The organism is Aquicoccus sp. SU-CL01552 (assembly GCF_040365005.1).
Lineage (GTDB): Bacteria > Pseudomonadota > Alphaproteobacteria > Rhodobacterales > Rhodobacteraceae > Antarcticimicrobium.
Window position 1 is genome coordinate 68,682 of sequence record NZ_BAABWV010000001.1, and the last position, 15,866, is coordinate 84,547.

19 protein-coding genes are annotated in these 15,866 nt (G+C 65.9%); 8 read left to right on the forward strand and 11 right to left on the reverse strand.

Going from position 1 to position 15,866, the window contains the following annotated elements; genetic code table 11:
- Positions 1 to 18: 18 nt before the first annotated feature.
- Positions 19 to 615: an invasion associated locus B family protein gene (locus tag ABWV23_RS00350; protein ID WP_353343749.1), complete on the forward strand. Its 597-nt coding sequence runs from the start codon at positions 19 to 21 to the stop codon at positions 613 to 615.
- A gap of 55 nt (positions 616 to 670) precedes the next feature.
- Here ABWV23_RS00350 and ABWV23_RS00355 read toward each other — a convergent pair whose 3' ends face one another.
- From ABWV23_RS00355 to ABWV23_RS00370, 4 genes are read right to left on the reverse strand one after another with little or no spacing between them, the layout of a single operon-like run.
- Positions 671 to 1,879: a beta-ketoacyl-[acyl-carrier-protein] synthase family protein gene (locus tag ABWV23_RS00355; protein WP_353343751.1), complete on the reverse strand. Its 1,209-nt coding sequence runs from the start codon at positions 1,877 to 1,879 to the stop codon at positions 671 to 673.
- A gap of 24 nt (positions 1,880 to 1,903) precedes the next feature.
- A complete protein-coding gene (locus ABWV23_RS00360) occupies positions 1,904 to 2,161 on the reverse strand; it encodes an acyl carrier protein (RefSeq protein WP_353343753.1) in 258 nt (85 codons plus the stop codon).
- A 33-nt stretch (positions 2,162 to 2,194) separates the two neighbouring features.
- Positions 2,195 to 3,286: a UDP-3-O-(3-hydroxymyristoyl)glucosamine N-acyltransferase gene (locus ABWV23_RS00365; protein ID WP_353343755.1), complete on the reverse strand. Its 1,092-nt coding sequence runs from the start codon at positions 3,284 to 3,286 to the stop codon at positions 2,195 to 2,197.
- Positions 3,287 to 3,318: 32 nt separating this feature from the next.
- Complete coding sequence (locus tag ABWV23_RS00370; protein WP_502901575.1) at positions 3,319 to 4,926, reverse strand: L,D-transpeptidase family protein; 1,608 nt, start codon at positions 4,924 to 4,926, stop codon at positions 3,319 to 3,321.
- A 360-nt stretch (positions 4,927 to 5,286) separates the two neighbouring features.
- Here ABWV23_RS00370 and mepK point away from each other — a divergent pair, with 360 nt between their 5' ends.
- The 5 genes from mepK to ABWV23_RS00395 all read left to right on the forward strand — a co-directional run bounded on the left by mepK (position 5,287) and on the right by ABWV23_RS00395 (position 8,557).
- A complete protein-coding gene (gene mepK, locus ABWV23_RS00375) occupies positions 5,287 to 5,856 on the forward strand; it encodes a peptidoglycan L,D-endopeptidase MepK (RefSeq protein WP_353343759.1) in 570 nt (189 codons plus the stop codon).
- A 176-nt stretch (positions 5,857 to 6,032) separates the two neighbouring features.
- Positions 6,033 to 6,818 (forward strand): MotA/TolQ/ExbB proton channel family protein, encoded by a 786-nt coding sequence (locus tag ABWV23_RS00380; RefSeq protein WP_353343761.1) that lies wholly within the window; start codon positions 6,033 to 6,035, stop codon positions 6,816 to 6,818.
- A gap of 2 nt (positions 6,819 to 6,820) precedes the next feature.
- Positions 6,821 to 7,198: an ExbD/TolR family protein gene (locus ABWV23_RS00385; RefSeq protein ID WP_353343763.1), complete on the forward strand. Its 378-nt coding sequence runs from the start codon at positions 6,821 to 6,823 to the stop codon at positions 7,196 to 7,198.
- Positions 7,199 to 7,202: 4 nt separating this feature from the next.
- Positions 7,203 to 7,586: a biopolymer transporter ExbD gene (locus tag ABWV23_RS00390; RefSeq protein ID WP_353343765.1), complete on the forward strand. Its 384-nt coding sequence runs from the start codon at positions 7,203 to 7,205 to the stop codon at positions 7,584 to 7,586.
- Complete coding sequence (locus ABWV23_RS00395) at positions 7,583 to 8,557, forward strand: energy transducer TonB family protein (protein ID WP_353343767.1); 975 nt, start codon at positions 7,583 to 7,585, stop codon at positions 8,555 to 8,557. Before ABWV23_RS00390 ends, ABWV23_RS00395 begins: the two co-directional genes overlap by 4 nt.
- Here ABWV23_RS00395 and ABWV23_RS00400 read toward each other — a convergent pair.
- The 6 genes from ABWV23_RS00400 to ABWV23_RS00425 form a co-directional block, all read right to left on the reverse strand.
- Positions 8,547 to 9,386 (reverse strand): polyphosphate kinase 2 family protein, encoded by an 840-nt coding sequence (locus ABWV23_RS00400; protein ID WP_353343769.1) that lies wholly within the window; start codon positions 9,384 to 9,386, stop codon positions 8,547 to 8,549. The genes ABWV23_RS00395 and ABWV23_RS00400 overlap by 11 nt on opposite strands.
- Positions 9,383 to 10,144 carry a maleate cis-trans isomerase family protein gene (locus tag ABWV23_RS00405; RefSeq protein WP_502901580.1) on the reverse strand — a complete coding sequence of 254 codons (762 nt, stop codon included), beginning with the start codon at positions 10,142 to 10,144 and terminating at the stop codon, positions 9,383 to 9,385. Before ABWV23_RS00405 ends, ABWV23_RS00400 begins: the two co-directional genes overlap by 4 nt.
- Before the next feature lie 319 nt (positions 10,145 to 10,463).
- Entirely contained in the window at positions 10,464 to 11,528 is a 1,065-nt protein-coding gene (locus ABWV23_RS00410; protein WP_353343773.1) for a methyltetrahydrofolate cobalamin methyltransferase, read from the reverse strand.
- Positions 11,529 to 11,613: 85 nt separating this feature from the next.
- Positions 11,614 to 12,033: a hypothetical protein gene (locus ABWV23_RS00415; RefSeq protein ID WP_353343775.1), complete on the reverse strand. Its 420-nt coding sequence runs from the start codon at positions 12,031 to 12,033 to the stop codon at positions 11,614 to 11,616.
- A 123-nt stretch (positions 12,034 to 12,156) separates the two neighbouring features.
- Entirely contained in the window at positions 12,157 to 13,092 is a 936-nt protein-coding gene (locus ABWV23_RS00420) for a methylenetetrahydrofolate reductase (RefSeq protein ID WP_353343777.1), read from the reverse strand.
- A gap of 26 nt (positions 13,093 to 13,118) precedes the next feature.
- The gene (locus ABWV23_RS00425; RefSeq protein ID WP_353343779.1) at positions 13,119 to 13,415 is read right to left on the reverse strand and encodes a virulence factor; all 297 of its coding nucleotides are present in this window, start codon (positions 13,413 to 13,415) and stop codon (positions 13,119 to 13,121) included.
- Between the two features lie 235 nt (positions 13,416 to 13,650).
- Here ABWV23_RS00425 and ABWV23_RS00430 point away from each other — a divergent pair, with 235 nt between their 5' ends.
- Complete coding sequence (locus ABWV23_RS00430; RefSeq protein WP_353343781.1) at positions 13,651 to 14,763, forward strand: Ppx/GppA phosphatase family protein; 1,113 nt, start codon at positions 13,651 to 13,653, stop codon at positions 14,761 to 14,763.
- A 154-nt stretch (positions 14,764 to 14,917) separates the two neighbouring features.
- Positions 14,918 to 15,634: an RlmE family RNA methyltransferase gene (locus ABWV23_RS00435; RefSeq protein ID WP_353343783.1), complete on the forward strand. Its 717-nt coding sequence runs from the start codon at positions 14,918 to 14,920 to the stop codon at positions 15,632 to 15,634.
- Here ABWV23_RS00435 and ABWV23_RS00440 read toward each other — a convergent pair whose 3' ends face one another.
- On the reverse strand, positions 15,635 to 15,820 hold the full coding sequence (locus ABWV23_RS00440; RefSeq protein ID WP_353343785.1) for a hypothetical protein: 186 nt from the start codon (positions 15,818 to 15,820) through the stop codon (positions 15,635 to 15,637). It abuts the gene before it with no gap.
- Between the last annotated feature and the right edge of the window lie 46 nt (positions 15,821 to 15,866).

The window sequence follows — 15,866 nt, forward strand, 5'->3', positions numbered from 1 at the left end:
AGGATAACGGAATACCACATGTTCAAGACCTTGACCTCTCTCTCCGTGATCGCATTGACCGCCCTGGCCGCTCCGGCGATGGCCCAGGAAACCGAGACCGAACAACCTGCGGCCGATCAGTTGCTGGACCTGGGGCAGCCGGCGGACGCGGACCCGCAACTCGGGTCGCGGTATTCCAAGGAAAAGATCGGAGACTGGGACCTGGCCTGCATCAAGACCGAGGGTGAAACCGACCCCTGTTCGCTGCTGCAGATCCTGAACGACGACAAGGGCAACCCGATGGCCGAATTCTCGATGTTCCGCATCGAGGGCAAGGGCCAGGCGGTGGCGGGAGCCACGATCATCGTGCCGCTTGAAACCCTGCTTCCGGCGCAGCTGACCCTGTCGGTCGATGGCGCCCCGGGCAAGCGCTATGGCTATTCCTTCTGCAACCCCTATGGCTGCGTCGCGCAGATCGGGTTGACCGAAGAGGATATCGCCGCATTCAAGCGTGGAACCGAGGCGACGCTGTCGCTGGTGCCGGCCCCGGCGCCCGACCAACTGGTGTCGCTGAAATTGTCCCTGAAGGGATTCACCGCAGGCTATGACAAGGTGGATGTGGTCAGCCAGAACTGAGTCCCGACCCGGATGCCAGGATCGCCGCCGGGCCCCGTGCCCGGCGGTTTTCGTTTCAGGCCCGCCGCAGCGCCAGAACGGCGTTGAGCCCGCCAAAGGCAAAGGCGTTGGACAGCGCCACCTCGACCGGCACTTCGCGCGCCGCGTTCGGAACCACGTCCAGCGCGCATTCCGGGTCCGGTTCCTCGTAACCGATAGTGGGCGCGATCACCCCGTCCCGCAGCGCCATGATGCAGGCCAGCAGCTCGACCGCGCCGGTGCCGCCGATCAGGTGACCATGCATCGACTTGGTCGAGGAGATCATCAACTCGTCCGCATGCGGGCCGAAGACATCGGCCACCGCCGCGCATTCGGTCTTGTCGTTGGCGGCGGTGCCGGTGCCGTGAGCGTTGATGTAACCGACCTGGTCGGGGGTGATCCCGGCATCGGCCAGCGCGCCGGCCATCGCCCGCGCCGCGCCCTGTTTCGACGGCATCACGATGTCGGAGGCGTCCGAGGTCATGGCGAAACCGGCCACCTCGCAGAGGATCTCGGCGCCGCGCTTGCGGGCGTGCTCATACTCCTCGAACACGAAAACCCCGGCGCCTTCTCCCTGGACCATGCCGTTTCGGTTGGCGCTGAACGGGCGGCAGGCGTCCTTGGACATGACCCGCAACCCTTCCCATGCCTTGACGCCGCCGAAACACAGCATCGATTCCGAGCCGCCGGTGATCATCGCCGGCGCAGCGCCGGAGCGCACCAGCTGGAACGCCAGCGACATGGCGTGGTTCGACGAGGCGCAGGCGGTGGACACCGTGAAACTCGGCCCCTTGAGATTGTATTTCATCGACACGTGGCTGGCGGCCGCGTTGTTCATCAGTTTCGGTACCACAAAGGGATGCACCCGGTTCTTGCCGTCCTCGTAGACCGAGCGATAGTTGTCGTCCCAAGTCGACACGCCTCCGCCCGCGGTGCCCAGAACCACGCCCGCGCGGGCCGAAAGATCGCCATGAAACTCCAGCCCTGCCTGGGTGATCGCCTCTTCGGCCGCGGCCAGGGTAAATTGCGTGAACCGGTCATACAGCGTCATCTGCTGGCGGTTGAAGCGCCCCTCGGTCTCGAAGCCGCGCACCTGGCCGCCGATCTGGATGGTCAGACGATCGACATCGCGGAATTCCAGCGGCCCGATGCCACAGCGCCCCTCGCGCATGGCCTCCAGCGTTTCGGGAACCGACTGGCCCAGGGCGTTGATGGTTCCGGCCCCGGTGATGACAACGCGTTTCATGTGGTCAGGCCCGTTCTGAGTGCTTCAGGATTTCTCGGCAACCAGCTTTTCGATACCGGTGATGATCGCGCCGACATTGGTGATGTCGAAATCGCTTTGCGTCGGCTCGTTGGCGTTGAAGGGGATCGAGATGTCGAATTCCTCTTCGATGGCAAAGATGCTTTCGACCAGGCCCAGGCTGTCGATGCCCAGGTCCTCCAACGTGCTCTCCACCGTGACGTCGGAGGGCTCCAGCACGGCCTGCTCGGCGATGATGGCGATGACCTTGTCGCGAATGCTCATTGGCGCTCTCTGAACTGCTGCACTGGGGCTGATTTACTCGGTCGAACCCAGTTTGGAAACAGCCTTTTTCAGGGCTGCGACATCGCGCATGAGACGCGGCAGCCGGCGCTGTGCCTTGTAGATTTCGGTCTGTGTGTCCATCTTGACGCCGGGGTATCCCATCATCACGCGCCCGGCCGGAACATTGGACAGGATCTTGGTGCCGCCGGCGGCGATCACCCCGTCTCCGATGAAGATATTGTCGACGACACCGCACTGGCCGCCCAGGATCACGTTGTTGCCGATCTCGACCGATCCGGAAATGCCGGTCTGGCCGGCGAAAAGGCAATCGGTCCCGGTGCGCACGTTGTGGCCCACGTGCACGAGGTTGTCGAGTTTGCAGCCATCACCGATCTCGGTGGCGCGGATGGTGCCGGCGTCGATGGTGGCATTGGCGCCGATCTCGACGTCGTCGCCGATGCGAACCGCCCCCAGCGAATGGATGCGCAGCCAGCTTTGCGCCTTGGCATCGCCCTGGTCGCCCATGGTCTTGCGCACGTTCTCGGCGCCGGACACCTCGGGTGTGACAAAGGAAAACCCGTCCGACCCGATCCGCGCGCCAGGCTGGGCGATGAATCGCGCGCCGATCTTCACCCTTGCGCCGATGCTGACCATCTCGCGCAGGAAGGCGCCTTCGCCAAGCTCGGCATCGGTTCCGACATAGCAATGCGGTCCGATCACCGAGCCGGCGCCGATCCGGGCCCCGGCGGCCACGACGGCCAGCGGGCCGACGCTGACGCCGATGCCCAGTTCGGCGGTGGGATCGACGACCGCCGAGGGGTGGATGCCGCTGCCAAAGCCCTGCCCCGGGTCCATCATCCGGGTCAGCCCCGACATGGCCATGCGCGGGCGCGGCGCAAAGATCGCTGCCTCCAGTCCCATCGCCTGCCAGTCCGCCCCCTCCCAGAGCATCGCGGCCCGGGCCAGGCCATTGCCGAGGTCTTCGGCGTATTTCGGCGCCATCGCAAGCGCGAGGTCATCCGGCCCTGCGGTGCCGGGCTCGGCGGCGCGTCGGATCGTCAAAGACACGTCGCCCCGGGCCTCGGTGCCCAGGGCGCGCGCGATTTCCTCGATGGTATAGCTCATTGCGGGTCCTGCCGTTCGTTTGGACCCCGTGCTTACCCCTGAACCGATCCGAGGGCTACCCCCGCCTGTTGAAGCGCGTTCCAGATCTTGGCATCGCGCCCATAGACGTCGCGGCGGAATTCGGCCCGGCCCAACTCGTCGGTGAAGGCGGTGCGATAGATGATGTGCACCGGCACGTGCTTTTCCAGATCGACCTTGGTCTCGCGTCCGGACTTGAGGATCGACTGGAACAACCCGCGCGGATCGTCCGATTGCACCGCCAGCAGCGCATAGGCGAATTCGAACGGCTCGGCCAGTCGGATGCAGCCGTGGGAAAACGCCCGTACCTCGCGCTTGAACAGGTGTTTTTGCGGCGTGTCGTGCAGGTAGATGTTGTAGCGGTTGGGGAACATGAACTTCACCAGACCAAGCGCGTTGCGGCTGCTCGGCGGCTGGCGCATGTCAAAGGGGAACGACTTTGCACTGTATTGCGAGAAATCGGCATTGGCCCGGTTCACCCGGCGTCCGCGGCTGTCGGTGATGATCAGGTGCCCGGCCGCGCCGGGGTTGTTGCGCAGCTTGGGCAGGTATTCCTTGACGATGATCGAGCGCGGGATGTGCCAGCTCGGGTTGATGATCATGTGCTCCATCTCGTCCGAGAACTCGGGGCTGCGACGATCATGCACGTTCTTGCCCACCACCGAGCGGGTCTGGAAGGTCACCCGCCCGTGGTCGACGATCTTGGCGGTGAAATCGGTCTGGTTCACCAGGACATGGCGTTCGCCCCGCTCGTGGTTGAGCCAGCGTTCGCGTTCCATCGCCACGATGATCGATTTCAGCCGCTCCGAGGCCGGTTTGTTGATCTCGCTCAGGGTTCCACCCCCGGCGACCCCGTCGGCCTCCAGCCCATGCGAGAGCTGGAACCGGCGCACCGCATCCTCCATCGCACGGTCATAGGTGCGGGTGGCGCTGCGGTCGAGGTATCCCATCGAAACCAGACGATTGCGCAGCGCGACCACCGCCGGCCCCTGGTCGCCAGGTTGGATCTTGCTTCCGGGCACGGCCGGACCCCAGCCACCCTGTGCGATCAGGTGTTCGAAATGAAGCTTCTCCTTCATCAGCGCCCGGTACTCGGCCGTCACCGGCGGCAGCGCCCGCAGGTAGGTCTGTGGTGCGCTTGCCGCGAACTCGGTCAGATATGCCTTGCGGTCATGCAGCGGCACCTTGCGCTTGATTTCGTCGTCGACCTTCGAGGGCGTCAACAACCCGGTCTGCACGTCCTTGGCATAGGTGACGAAGGCCAGGCTCAACGCCACCTCGACCCGCGCCAGGTCGCGGGTGGTGCGCACGGCGGCCATCTGGGCCTTCAGCTGCGCGACACCGTAGCGGCCTTCGGGCAGCCCATGCACCGAGGCACCGGACAGCGCGTCGAGCAAGGCCGCGCGTTGGGCGCGGGCCCGCTCGCCCTCGGCGGTCCAGAGCGGTTGATAGTTGCGCTCACGGTAAAAGGCGGCAACGGCGTCATCGGTCGAGGCCGCCTCGGCCACCGATTGCTTGAACGCAGTCACCTGCGCCTGGGCAGGAGGGGCAAGTGAAAGCCCCAGCACGCAGATCGCGGCCAGCAGCGTGACTTGGAGGGAAATCCGGAGGGTCGATATCATATTTGGCATTCCTGGGCAGCTCGGAAAAAGTCTGTGACTAATCAGTGTATTCTCAGTTTTTTCGCGCGGGGGTGCAATTGTCCATTCACAAATCCTTCAGGTCGCATTGCGGTCCACGCGGTGCGGCTTCGATGCATCGCTTGCGCGATTTCGAGGCAGCACAGGGGGACGATATCAGCCGAAACGCGGAATTTGCGCAGAATTTTGCCGAAAATTCCCCCTGTAACAGGGTTGAAACAATCCGTGCTTGGCAGGCGAATCGTCCTATGGCATGCAGTTGGCATCTGGGGATGGACGACTATTCGCGCGTGTAACATCACGCATAGGCAGGACGACAAGCGTACGGGACAACGCAGACCAATGGCAAATTCGAACGGATCGGGACTTACCCGGCGCTCTCTCTTGGGCGCCTTTGCAGCAACCGCTTTGGCAGCGGCCCCCACCTACTCCAGCGCAGCGGGCTTTCTTCGCGGAAGTGGCGACATCCGCAGGCTGAAGATGTACTCCGGTCGCACCGGCGAGCGGATCGACATGATTTACTGGATCGACGGCAAGTATATCAAGGACGCGGTCAAGGAGATCAATTATTTCATGCGCGACTGGCGCACGGATCAGATCAAGTCGATTGATCTGCGCACGCTGGATATCATGGCGGCATCGCACAACCTCATGGACGTGCATGAGCCCTACATGATGCTCTCGGGCTATCGCAGCCCGCAGACCAACGCGATGCTGCGCCGCCGCTCGCGCGGGGTTGCCAAGAACTCACTCCACATGAAGGGTCAGGCCGCCGACCTGCGTCTTGCCTCGCGCAGCGTCAACCAGATGGCCAAGGCGGCAATGGCCTGCCACGCGGGTGGTGTCGGGCGCTACTCCCGGTCGAACTTCGTGCATATGGATTGCGGCGTGGTGCGCCACTGGGGCGCCTGATCCGGTCCCAGTGTACCGAAACCGACCGTGCTGATCTCGCCCCCGCCTTTTCGCGGGGGCTTTTTCATGCTGGCGCCAGAGTTCGAAGCCGCCCTTTACGAGGCCACCCGCCACGTCGTAGAGAAACAGCCAGCTGCCCGCCAGATGCCTCCAACAGCAGACAGGACGCTGCCCTGATGACCGCAATCCGCACCTTGATTGCCCGCCTGAGCCCCTTGGCCCTTGCCGCGCCCGCCACCGCCCAGGAAGGGGCGATAAGCCCCAGCGACCCGCCGTTCACCGTGCCCGAGACTGTCGCCGAGACCGTGGCAAATCCGGCCTCGCCGCTGCCCCCGGTCCTGGCCGACGGCGGCCCGGTGATCTGGGCGATCGCCCTGCTCTCGGTCGTCACCCTGGCGATCATCCTGTGGAAGGCTTGGCGCCTCGCCCACGCCGGGGCCTGGCGAAAGGGCCGCGCGCGCGATGCGGTGGCCGCCTATGAGCGCGGCGATCATGCGGCGGTCGAGGCCATCCTTTCCCGGCGCGGCGGGCCGCGCTGCACCGTGGTGCGCGCCGCCATCGCCGGACGTGCCGACAAACCCGACGCGCTGGCGCGCGAGGACACGCTGCGGGTGGCGCGCAACGAGCTGGCCGAGGCGGCCACCGGCCTGCGCGCGCTGGAACTGATCGCCACGATCGCGCCGCTGCTGGGTCTGCTCGGCACCGTGCTGGGCATGATCGCCGCCTTCCAGGCGCTGCAGGACAGCGGCGCGCGCGCCGATCCCTCGCAACTCGCGGGTGGCATCTGGGAGGCGCTGCTGACCACCGCCGCCGGCATGGCCGTCGCGATCCCAGCCTCGGCCGCCCTGACATGGTTCGAGGCGGTTATCGACCGCATGCGCCGCGATATCGAGGACGCGGTGACGCGGATCTTCGTGGCGCCCGGCCCCCGGGCCGCCGAGATCGACCGGGCCGCGGAATAGCCATGGAGGGTCTCGCGCCGATCCGTCGTCGCCGGCGTCCCAGCCTGACGCCGATGATCGACGTGGTGTTCCTGCTGCTGGTCTTCTTCATGCTGGCCTCGCGCTTTGGTATCGACCAGGTCGTTCCGCTGCCGCTTGGCGGCGGTGGTGCCGCCTATTCCGGCCCCCCGCGGCTGGTCGAGATTGGCGCGGACGCTCTCTGGCTGAACGGGCAAGCCACCGCGCCCGAGGCGCTGGCGGCGGATCTGGCGCCGTTGATGGCCGCCCCCTCGGACACCATCATCCTGCGCGCACGGGACGCCACACCGTTGCAGGAGGTCGTTTCCGTCGCCGACCGATTGCGCGCGGCGGGGTACACCGCCCTCGTCCTGGTGGAGTAGCCACATGCAGATTTCCGCCCCCCGCCAACGCCCGCATCGCGAATCCGTGGTGCCGATGATCAACGTGGTGTTCCTGCTGCTGGTCTTCTTCCTGATGACCTCGCAGATCGCGCCGCCGGACCCGGTCGAGGTGACCCCGCCGCGCGCCACGCTGGGGGCCCCGGTCGATCACGGCACGCGGCTGTTTCTCGGGCACGACGGGATCGCGCGCATGAATGGGACCAGTGGCGATGCCGCGCTGGCAGCCCTGGCGGCGCGCGATCCCTCCCCCGGGCCGGTCATCCTGGTGGCCGACGCCAAGGTGCCGGCAGCGACGGTGGCCCGGCTGATGCGGCGCATGGCGGCACTGGGCATTGCCCGGGTCCAGCTTTCGGTGCTGCCGGAATGAGCGGACTGGTGGAAAAGACGGTGTTCGCGGCCCTGGCCGCCGGGCTGCACGTTCTCGCCTTTGCCGCGGTGCCGGGCGGAGGGACGCAATCGCGCGGTGCGGGGGGAGAGCGCCTCGTGACCCTGCAGGGGGCGACACCGCAGTTGTCGGCGATGGTTGCCGATTGGCAGGCCCCGCCGGAGGTCGCCGCCGCGCCGGAGCTTGCCGCACTTGCACGCCCGCCAGACCAACAGTCGGCATTGGACCTGCCACAGGTCACACGACCGGACCGCCCGACCGCGCAAGTCGCGCGTCCTGACCGGCCCCGCGATCCGGTTGATCCGCGCCCCGTGCCGCTGGCTTTGCCACACCCGACTGCGCCGCTGGCCGACGCGCCCGCGCTTCCGTCTATCGCGGCCGACAGCGGGGCGGCACCGCTTGCCCCCGAGGCCCCTGCCCCGGTTGCCGTTTCACGGCCGACCGCCACGATGAAACCCGACATACCGGCGCCCGCGTCCCCCCCGGAGATGTCCGAGGTGCGTGAAACAGCCGCGCCACCCGCCCCGGCAAAACCCGAGGCCCGTCCGCAGCGCCAGAGCCGGCCAAGCGCACCGGCTGCCCCGGCGCAAAAGGCCGCCGGCAGCGGTGGCGCGAAACAGGCCGGTACCGGCGGACGGGCCGACACCGCGACCCTGAGCACGGGCCAGCGCCGCAGCTTGGTGGCCAACTGGGGCGCGCGCATCCGGACCAAGATCGAACGTCGGAAACGGCATCCACGCGATGTGCGCGGTGGTGGGCGCGTGGTGCTGACCCTGCAGGTCGACCGCAACGGCGACCTGCAGTCGGTGGCGGTGCGGCAAAGTTCGGGCAACCCCAAGCTCGACGCGGCGGCGGTACAGGCGGTGCGCCGCGCCGGCCGGTTTCCCGCCGCGCCGGACGGGTTGAAAGACCCGGTCTATCGCTTCTCGCTGCCGATCCGCTTCAACGGCTGACCGAAGTGCGATCGGCGCGCAGGCTGTCGAGGAAATCCGGCTCCAGGTCCAGGTGCGTCTGGGCGATCTCCAGCAGCGAGTCCTCCACCCGGGGCGGTCCAAGGTCCAGATCCTGCGACAGCACTTCGAGGATGGTCCGAAGCGCGGCGATGCGGGCGTATTTCTTCTGGTTCGCCGGGATCACCGTCCAGGGCGCGTGGTCGGTCGAGGTTTTCTCGAACATCTCGTTGGTCGCCGCCTCGGATGCTGCCCAATGGTCGCGGTTGCGGAAATCCTCGTAAGACAGTTTCCACCGCTTCATCGGGTTGCGCAGCCGCTCTTCGAACCGCTTGGCCTGTTCCTTTGGCGAGATGTGAAAGAACAGCTTGACCACCCGCACCCCGTCGTCGACCATCATCCGCTCGAAGGTGTTGATCTCGTCATAGGCCGCGCGCCACCGGTGTTCCGGGGTCAGCTTCTCGACCCGTTCGACCAGCACCCGGCCATACCATGACCGGTCGAACACCGAGAGGCCGCCATCGGGTGGCAAACGCTCCATGAAACGCAGAAGGTAGTGGCGTTCGCGGTAATAGTCGCGCGGTGGTCCGATTGGCCAGACCTTGAACCCGCGCGGATCGAAGGCCTGCGACAACCGCCGGATGGTGCCCCCCTTGCCGGCCGCGTCCCAACCCTCGAACACGATCACCGCCTTGCGTCCAGACAAAAGATAGGCCTGCTGCATCTGGGTGAGCTTGCGTTGCAGATCGGCCAGCTGCGCGAGGTAGGTCTCCTTCTCGATCCGGCAATGCAGGTCCACGTCGTCAAGATGCGGCGTTTTATCAGCGCTCATGCTTGCGCCTCCTTCTGCCGCGCACCGGTACGGGCAAGGGCGCAGTCGTAAGCCGGCCCCGGCGCGCCGGCCAGCCGCAGCATGTGCCAGGCCAGCACGAGGTTGCTGGACAGAACGGGAATCCCGATCTCGCGCTCCAACGCGCCGATCATCGGCAGGGTATCGAGGTTAGTGCAGGACAGGAACAGCCCGTCGACCCCGCCTTCCGCGACCAGCGTCCGCGCCGCCTGCGCGATCGAGCCCGCCGTGATCCGCGCCACGCGGGCCTCCTCGGCCTCGGCGAAACTGCCGAACACCGGGGTCGCGATACCCTGTTCCGCAAGCACCGCGCGCAGCCGGTCCGACACCGCCGCCACATAGGGCGACAGCAGCGCCAACCGCCGCAGCCCCAGCGACCGGCAGGATGCGACAAGTGCGCTGACCGGGTCGGTCACATGGGCCGCGCGCGCCCCGACGCGCAGTTTTTCGGCCACCCGCGCCGATCCGATCTGCGCCGCGCCCGATGTGCAGCCATAGCCGATCACGTCAAATCCGACCGCCTCGGGAAACAGCCCCGCCGCGCGCGGCAATTCCGCCTCCATTCGCGCCAGCGTCTGCGGCGTCACGTCCAGCCCGCTGGGCACCCGGCTCACCAACAGATCCACCGGTGCAGGGAGCAACTGCCGCAGGTCCGCCTCGATCCGTTCATCGGCCTGGAGCACGACAAGCCCGAGGACGGGATGAGTGCGCGGTTCGGTTTCAAACGAAAACACCTGTATAGCTCAGCCCTCCGGAGGGACGATCAGCAAGCGCGCAAGCGGGGCCATGTCATCGGCGTTGCAGCGATATGGATCGGATCGGGTTTCCATGCCTGACAGCCGACCCGAAAGCCCCCCTTGCGGTCAAGCTTTAATGTCCCGGGGACAGGTTTCCGCAGGTCCATCTGGCACATGAAGGCCAAAGACGCGGGCCTTGTTCCTAAAGTGTCACCTGAATCGGCGACAGCAAGAGGCGATAAACAAAGATACAAAAACGACCGTAAAATTTTAAGATCAAAAGGCCGGACACAAGGCCCGGCCTTTCCGGTGTTCGGTTGGATCAGGCGCGGCGGCGGCGTCCGCCGGCCCGGCCACGGCGGCCGCCTGCGCCCTCTTCTCCCGGCGCAGCGGGCGGTTTGTTGAACCGGATCCATTCGCCGCCATGCGGGTCGTTGTTGGTCAGCAGGTTGGCGGCGCGAATGGCCGCCATCTCCGATCCGGGCCGGAACTGGGTGCTGCCCAGTCCGAACAACTGACAAAAGGTCTCGTCATCCATCCCCTCGGGCAGGACGATCCCGGCGGCCTCGACCGCCGCCCTTTTCTCGGCGATCTTGCTCGGCCCGACCGGCAGCGCGCAGGGGTTCATGATCGCGCTGGTCATGCCGGCGCCCATCGCCATCGGCAGGAACGCGTTGTTGATCCCGTGCCGGTTGGGAAGCCCGAAAGAGACGTTGGAGGCGCCGCAGGTGGTGTTCACGCCCAACTCCTCGCGCAGGCGCCGCACCAGCGCAAAAACCTGCTGACCGGCGGTCGCCATTGCGCCGATCGGCATCACCAGCGGATCAACCACGATGTCATGCGCCGGGATGCCGAAATCAGCGGCACGCTCGACGATCTTCTTGGCGACGGCAAAGCGCACGTCGGGATCCTCGGAAATCCCGGTGTCGTCGTTGGAGATCGCCACCACCGGCACGTTGTATTTCTTGACCAGCGGCAGAACCAGTTCCATCCGCTCCTCTTCCCCGGTGACGGAGTTCAGCAGCGGCCGACCCTCGGCCATCTCCAGCCCCGCCTCAAGCGCGCCGGGCACCGAGCTGTCGATGCACAGCGGAATGTCGACCAGCCCCTGCACCATCTCGACGATCTTGGTCATCAGCGGCGGTTCGGTCTCGTTCGGGTTGGGGTTGGAGTTGTAGACCACCCCGGCGTTGATATCGAGGATGTTGGCGCCGGCGGCGACCTGTGCCACGGCGTCCTTTTCCACGGTCGAGAAATCGCCCGCCTCCAGTTCCGCCGCCAGTTTCTTGCGGCCCGTCGGGTTGATGCGTTCACCGATGACGCAAAAGGGCTCGTCAAATCCGATGACGGCGGTCTTGGTTTTGCTTTCGACTACGGTGCGGGTCATGTGCATTCCTTTGATATCTGGTCAAATGCGCCCACCCTGGCCGCCAGGTGCGGGCAGTGGCGGGTCGCAACTCGGTGCGGGTGGCTTAGCCGATACGTGCGCAGCTTGTCTCGACAACGCTGCCCGACTGCGGATCCTGAAAGAGGTTGTATAGCGAATAGGGGTCGCCAGTGGGCCGCGCGAAGATCGAGAAGATCGCGTGGTTCTGCGGCGCCAACTGGAACCGGATCAGCCATTGCGGCACCTGTGCGTCTGGCGGCGCAATGGACCATGTCCCGGCCCCCTGCACGTTGTAGATGCGCGAGGTGTTGACATAGACGATGGTGCCGCGGCCCTGAAGCTGTTGGTTGGGATAGACCTGTAATTGCAGGTCTATCGACACGGTCTGGGAATTCGACACGCAGCGCCACATCCCGGCAAGGTTTGGCACGGGCGCGGCCTGTTGCGCAGCGGCTGCCAGCGGCAACAGCACCGCGAGCACGGCTAAAAACAGGTATCTGAACATGAGAGTCACCAAAATTTTTCAATCCAGTGACCCGACCATATCCCGGCAACGCCATTGCCCCAAGAGCCTGTATCGCGCGAGGCAGGGCGGCAAGGGTGGGCCGATGTCCTGCTTGCTGTGCTGTCATGCCGATGCCGCGGCCGCCGGGGTTCCCGACGCGCCGCCATGTTCGATCGCCCAGTTGGCGTTGGTCTTGATACCGCCAAGCGGGAAGAAATGCACGTTGGTGATGTTGAAGTCGGGATTGGCGACCTTGTGGGCGGCCAGTTCCGCCAGAACCTCGGTCGGCTCATAGGGCAGCAGCAGCTTGGAGACATCCATCGCCCGTTTCTGCAGCACCTTGAGCGAGGGGCCGACGCCACAGGCGATGGCGAACTTGATCAGCGTCTGTAGCTTGGCCGGCCCGGCGATCCCGATATGGATCGGCAGGTCGATGCCCGCCGCCTTGAGGCCATCGGCCCAGGCGATGATCGGTTTGGCGTCAAAGGCAAACTGGGTCGCCAGCGCCATTTCGGCATCGGTGCGTTCGCTGAAATCCTGTTTCCAGCGCAGCGCTGCCTCGACATTCGCATTGCCGCCCTCGGGGTCGATATCACGGTTGCCCTCGGGATGTCCCGCGACGTGCAGCCGCTTGAACCCCGCCTTGTCGAACAGGCCGGTTTCCATCAGCTGCATCGAGCTGTCGAAATCGCCCTGCGGCGCGGCCACGCCGCCGGCCAGCAACAGCGCCTGGTCGACGCCAGCCTCGCCCTGGTACATGGCGATCCAGTTTTCCAGCGTCGCCTTGTCCCTGATGATGCGGGCCGGGAAATGCGGCATCACCGCAAAGCCGTCGCGCGCCAGCCGGGCGGCGGTGCGCACCATGTCCTCGACGGGCGTGCCGTCGATATGGGCGATATAGACGCGGGTGCCCTCGGGCAGCAGGTCGCGGAAATCCTCGACCTTCTCGGCGGTGCGCGGCATCACCTCGATCGAGTAATGCTCCAACAGCGCCTCGACCTGCCGGTTCACCGGCGCCGGGGCGGCCGTGTCGCGTTTCTTGAAGTTCAACAATGCCATTGCGGCCTCCCAGAGTGATGCCAGGTTCATGCCCAGCCGTCGTTCGCGATCAGGGCCTTGATCCGGTCCTGATCGTATTCCGCTTCGAGACGGGTCGCCTCGGCCTCGGCCACCTCGGCCGGATCGCCGTCGACGGCATAGGGGGCCGCCTTGCGCCATTCGGCAAGGTAGGCATCGGTTCCTGCCGCGCCGGTCTTCATGGCGGCGCGGTCGATGGCCTGTTCGAACCGCTCGGCCAGCGGGCGCTTGGTGCCGCGGCGGCCCTTGCCCACGATGACCTGGGCCGGGATGTCGCGCCAGTATACGATTGTGACGTCCGGCATGGTTCTGATTCCCTGTCTTCTCTTTGCTCTCTCTACGGCAGGAGTGCCACGCGCCGTCGCCGGTTTTCGACGAAAACGACGCTATCCGCGACCAATGCCTAGGCAATCGAACCCGCGCTGGCCAGCCCGCGTGCCTGTCATTCTTTTCATCTTCTACATGAGGGCGATGATCCCTTGCGCGGCGACGGGCAAAGACATAGCTTGACGTTAACTTGAAATCGGAGGGCGTGTTGTCATGGCGCCCAAGCGTCCCAAAGGTGCGGGCGCGTTCCCGAAACCGGTCGAAAGCCCTGCGCCGTCCCGGCCCGATCCCGATGCGCTTTACGCGGCGCTGGATCTGGGCACCAATAGTTGCCGCATGCTCATTGCCCAGCCGAAGGGCAGCGGGTTCCATGTGGTGGACAGTTTCTCGAAATCCGTTCAGCTCGGGTCCGGGCTGGAGCGGACCGGGCGGCTTTCGCGTGCCTCGATGGGGCGCACGATCCAGGCGCTGCGGATCTGCCAGCAAAAGCTCAAGCGCAACAAGGTCCGTCGGATGCGGCTGGTCGCCACCGAGGCCTGCCGCCGGGCCAAGAACGCGCGCGAATTCATCCGCCAGGTCAGGCGTGAAACCGGCCTGAACTTGGAAATTATCCAGCCCGAGGAAGAGGCACGGCTGGCGGTGATCTCCTGCGCGCCGCTGGTCTCGACCAAGACCGACCAACTGCTGGTGGTGGACATCGGCGGCGGCTCGACCGAGCTGGTGTGGATCGATATCTCATCGGTGCCGCGCCGCGACCGGCCCCGCGCGATCATGCGGCTGCACGCCGGGTTCCACCCGCCCGAGAGCCCGTTTCCCGCCGCCAAGGTGGTGGACTGGATCTCGGTCCCGCTGGGCGTGGCGACGCTGCGCGACCAGTTCTATGACGTCGAGGACGATTCCGCGCGCTTTGCCCTGATGAGCTGGTTCTTCGAGGAGAACCTGGCCGAGTTCACCCCCTACCAGGACGTGCAGGCGCGCGAGGGGTTCCAGATCGTCGGCACCTCGGGCACGGTGACCACGGTGGCGGCCAGCCACCTCGGGCTGAAACGCTATGACCGCACCAAGGTGGACGGGTTGCGCATGACCAGCGACCAGATCGACAAGGTGATCCGCGGCTATCTGGCCCTCGGGCCCCTCGGTCGTCGCCGCGATCCGCGCATCGGCGAGGATCGGCAGGCTCTGATCATGTCCGGCTCGGCGATCCTGCAGGCGCTGTTGCGTTGCTGGCCGACCGACCGGCTGTCGGTCGCCGACCGTGGCCTGCGCGAGGGGCTGCTCTATGCGCAGATGAGCGCCGACGGCGTGTTGGAAGACGGCCCGTTCTGACGCGGGATCAAAGGACAACCGGGCTGTTCGCCGTCCCGCGTATTTACCGGTTCGACGTCGTCCGGGGCAATGGCCCACCGGGGCGAAGGTACGCGCGGACTTGCCCGACAGGGCGAGACCCGGTATCTGGGGTCGATTGCGAGGAACAGGACTCATGGCCAAGACACCCTCCGGGCGAAACACATCGGGACGCGGACAGCGTGACCTGACCGTCAAGGTCAAGACGGCGCGGGGACGCAAGCTGTCCTCGACCCGCTGGCTGCAACGCCAGCTCAACGACCCTTACGTCAAGCGGGCACAGGCCGAGGGGTTTCGCGGCCGCGCCGCCTTCAAGATCATGGAGCTTGACGACAAGTTCCGCTTTCTCGTGCCCGGCGCACGGGTGGTCGACCTGGGCTGCGCCCCCGGCGGCTGGATCCAGGTGGCGGTGCCGCGCATCAATGCCCTGGGCGAGAAATCGGGCAAGGCGGTGGGCCGCATCATCGGCGTCGACCTGCAGGAGGTCGAACCGATCGCCGGCGCCGAGATCCACCAGCTCGACTTCATGGCCGATGATGCCGACGAGGTGGTCAAGGGCTGGCTCGGCGGCAAGGCCGACGTGGTGATGTCCGACATGGCAGCCTCCAGTTCCGGCCACAAGCAGACCGACCACCTGCGCATCATCGCGCTGTGCGAGGCGGCGGCCTATTTCGCCTTTGACGTGCTGGAAGAGGGTGGCACCTTTGTCGCCAAGGTTCTGGCCGGTGGTGCCGAGGGCGATCTGCAAAAACTGTTGAAGCAGAAGTTCACCAAGGTGGTCAACGTCAAGCCGCCGGCGTCGCGGTCGGACAGTTCCGAGAAATTCGTGGTCGCCACCGGCTTTCGCGGCTGATCAGCGGCGCACGACATCGGACGGGCCGGACCAGGAGCGGGCGGCCATTGCCATGAACCGGTCGGGATCATCCAGCGGTTGTCGCGATCGCCGCTCAAGGCGCAGCGCGGTGTATTCGGCGCGGGCCTGCTGATGGATCAGGACGAACAGGCGGGTGTGGCGGCTGGCGCGATCGGTGGTGGGCATGGGCATCTCCCGTCATGTGACCGGGGGAGCCTGCCGCGCAAACGGG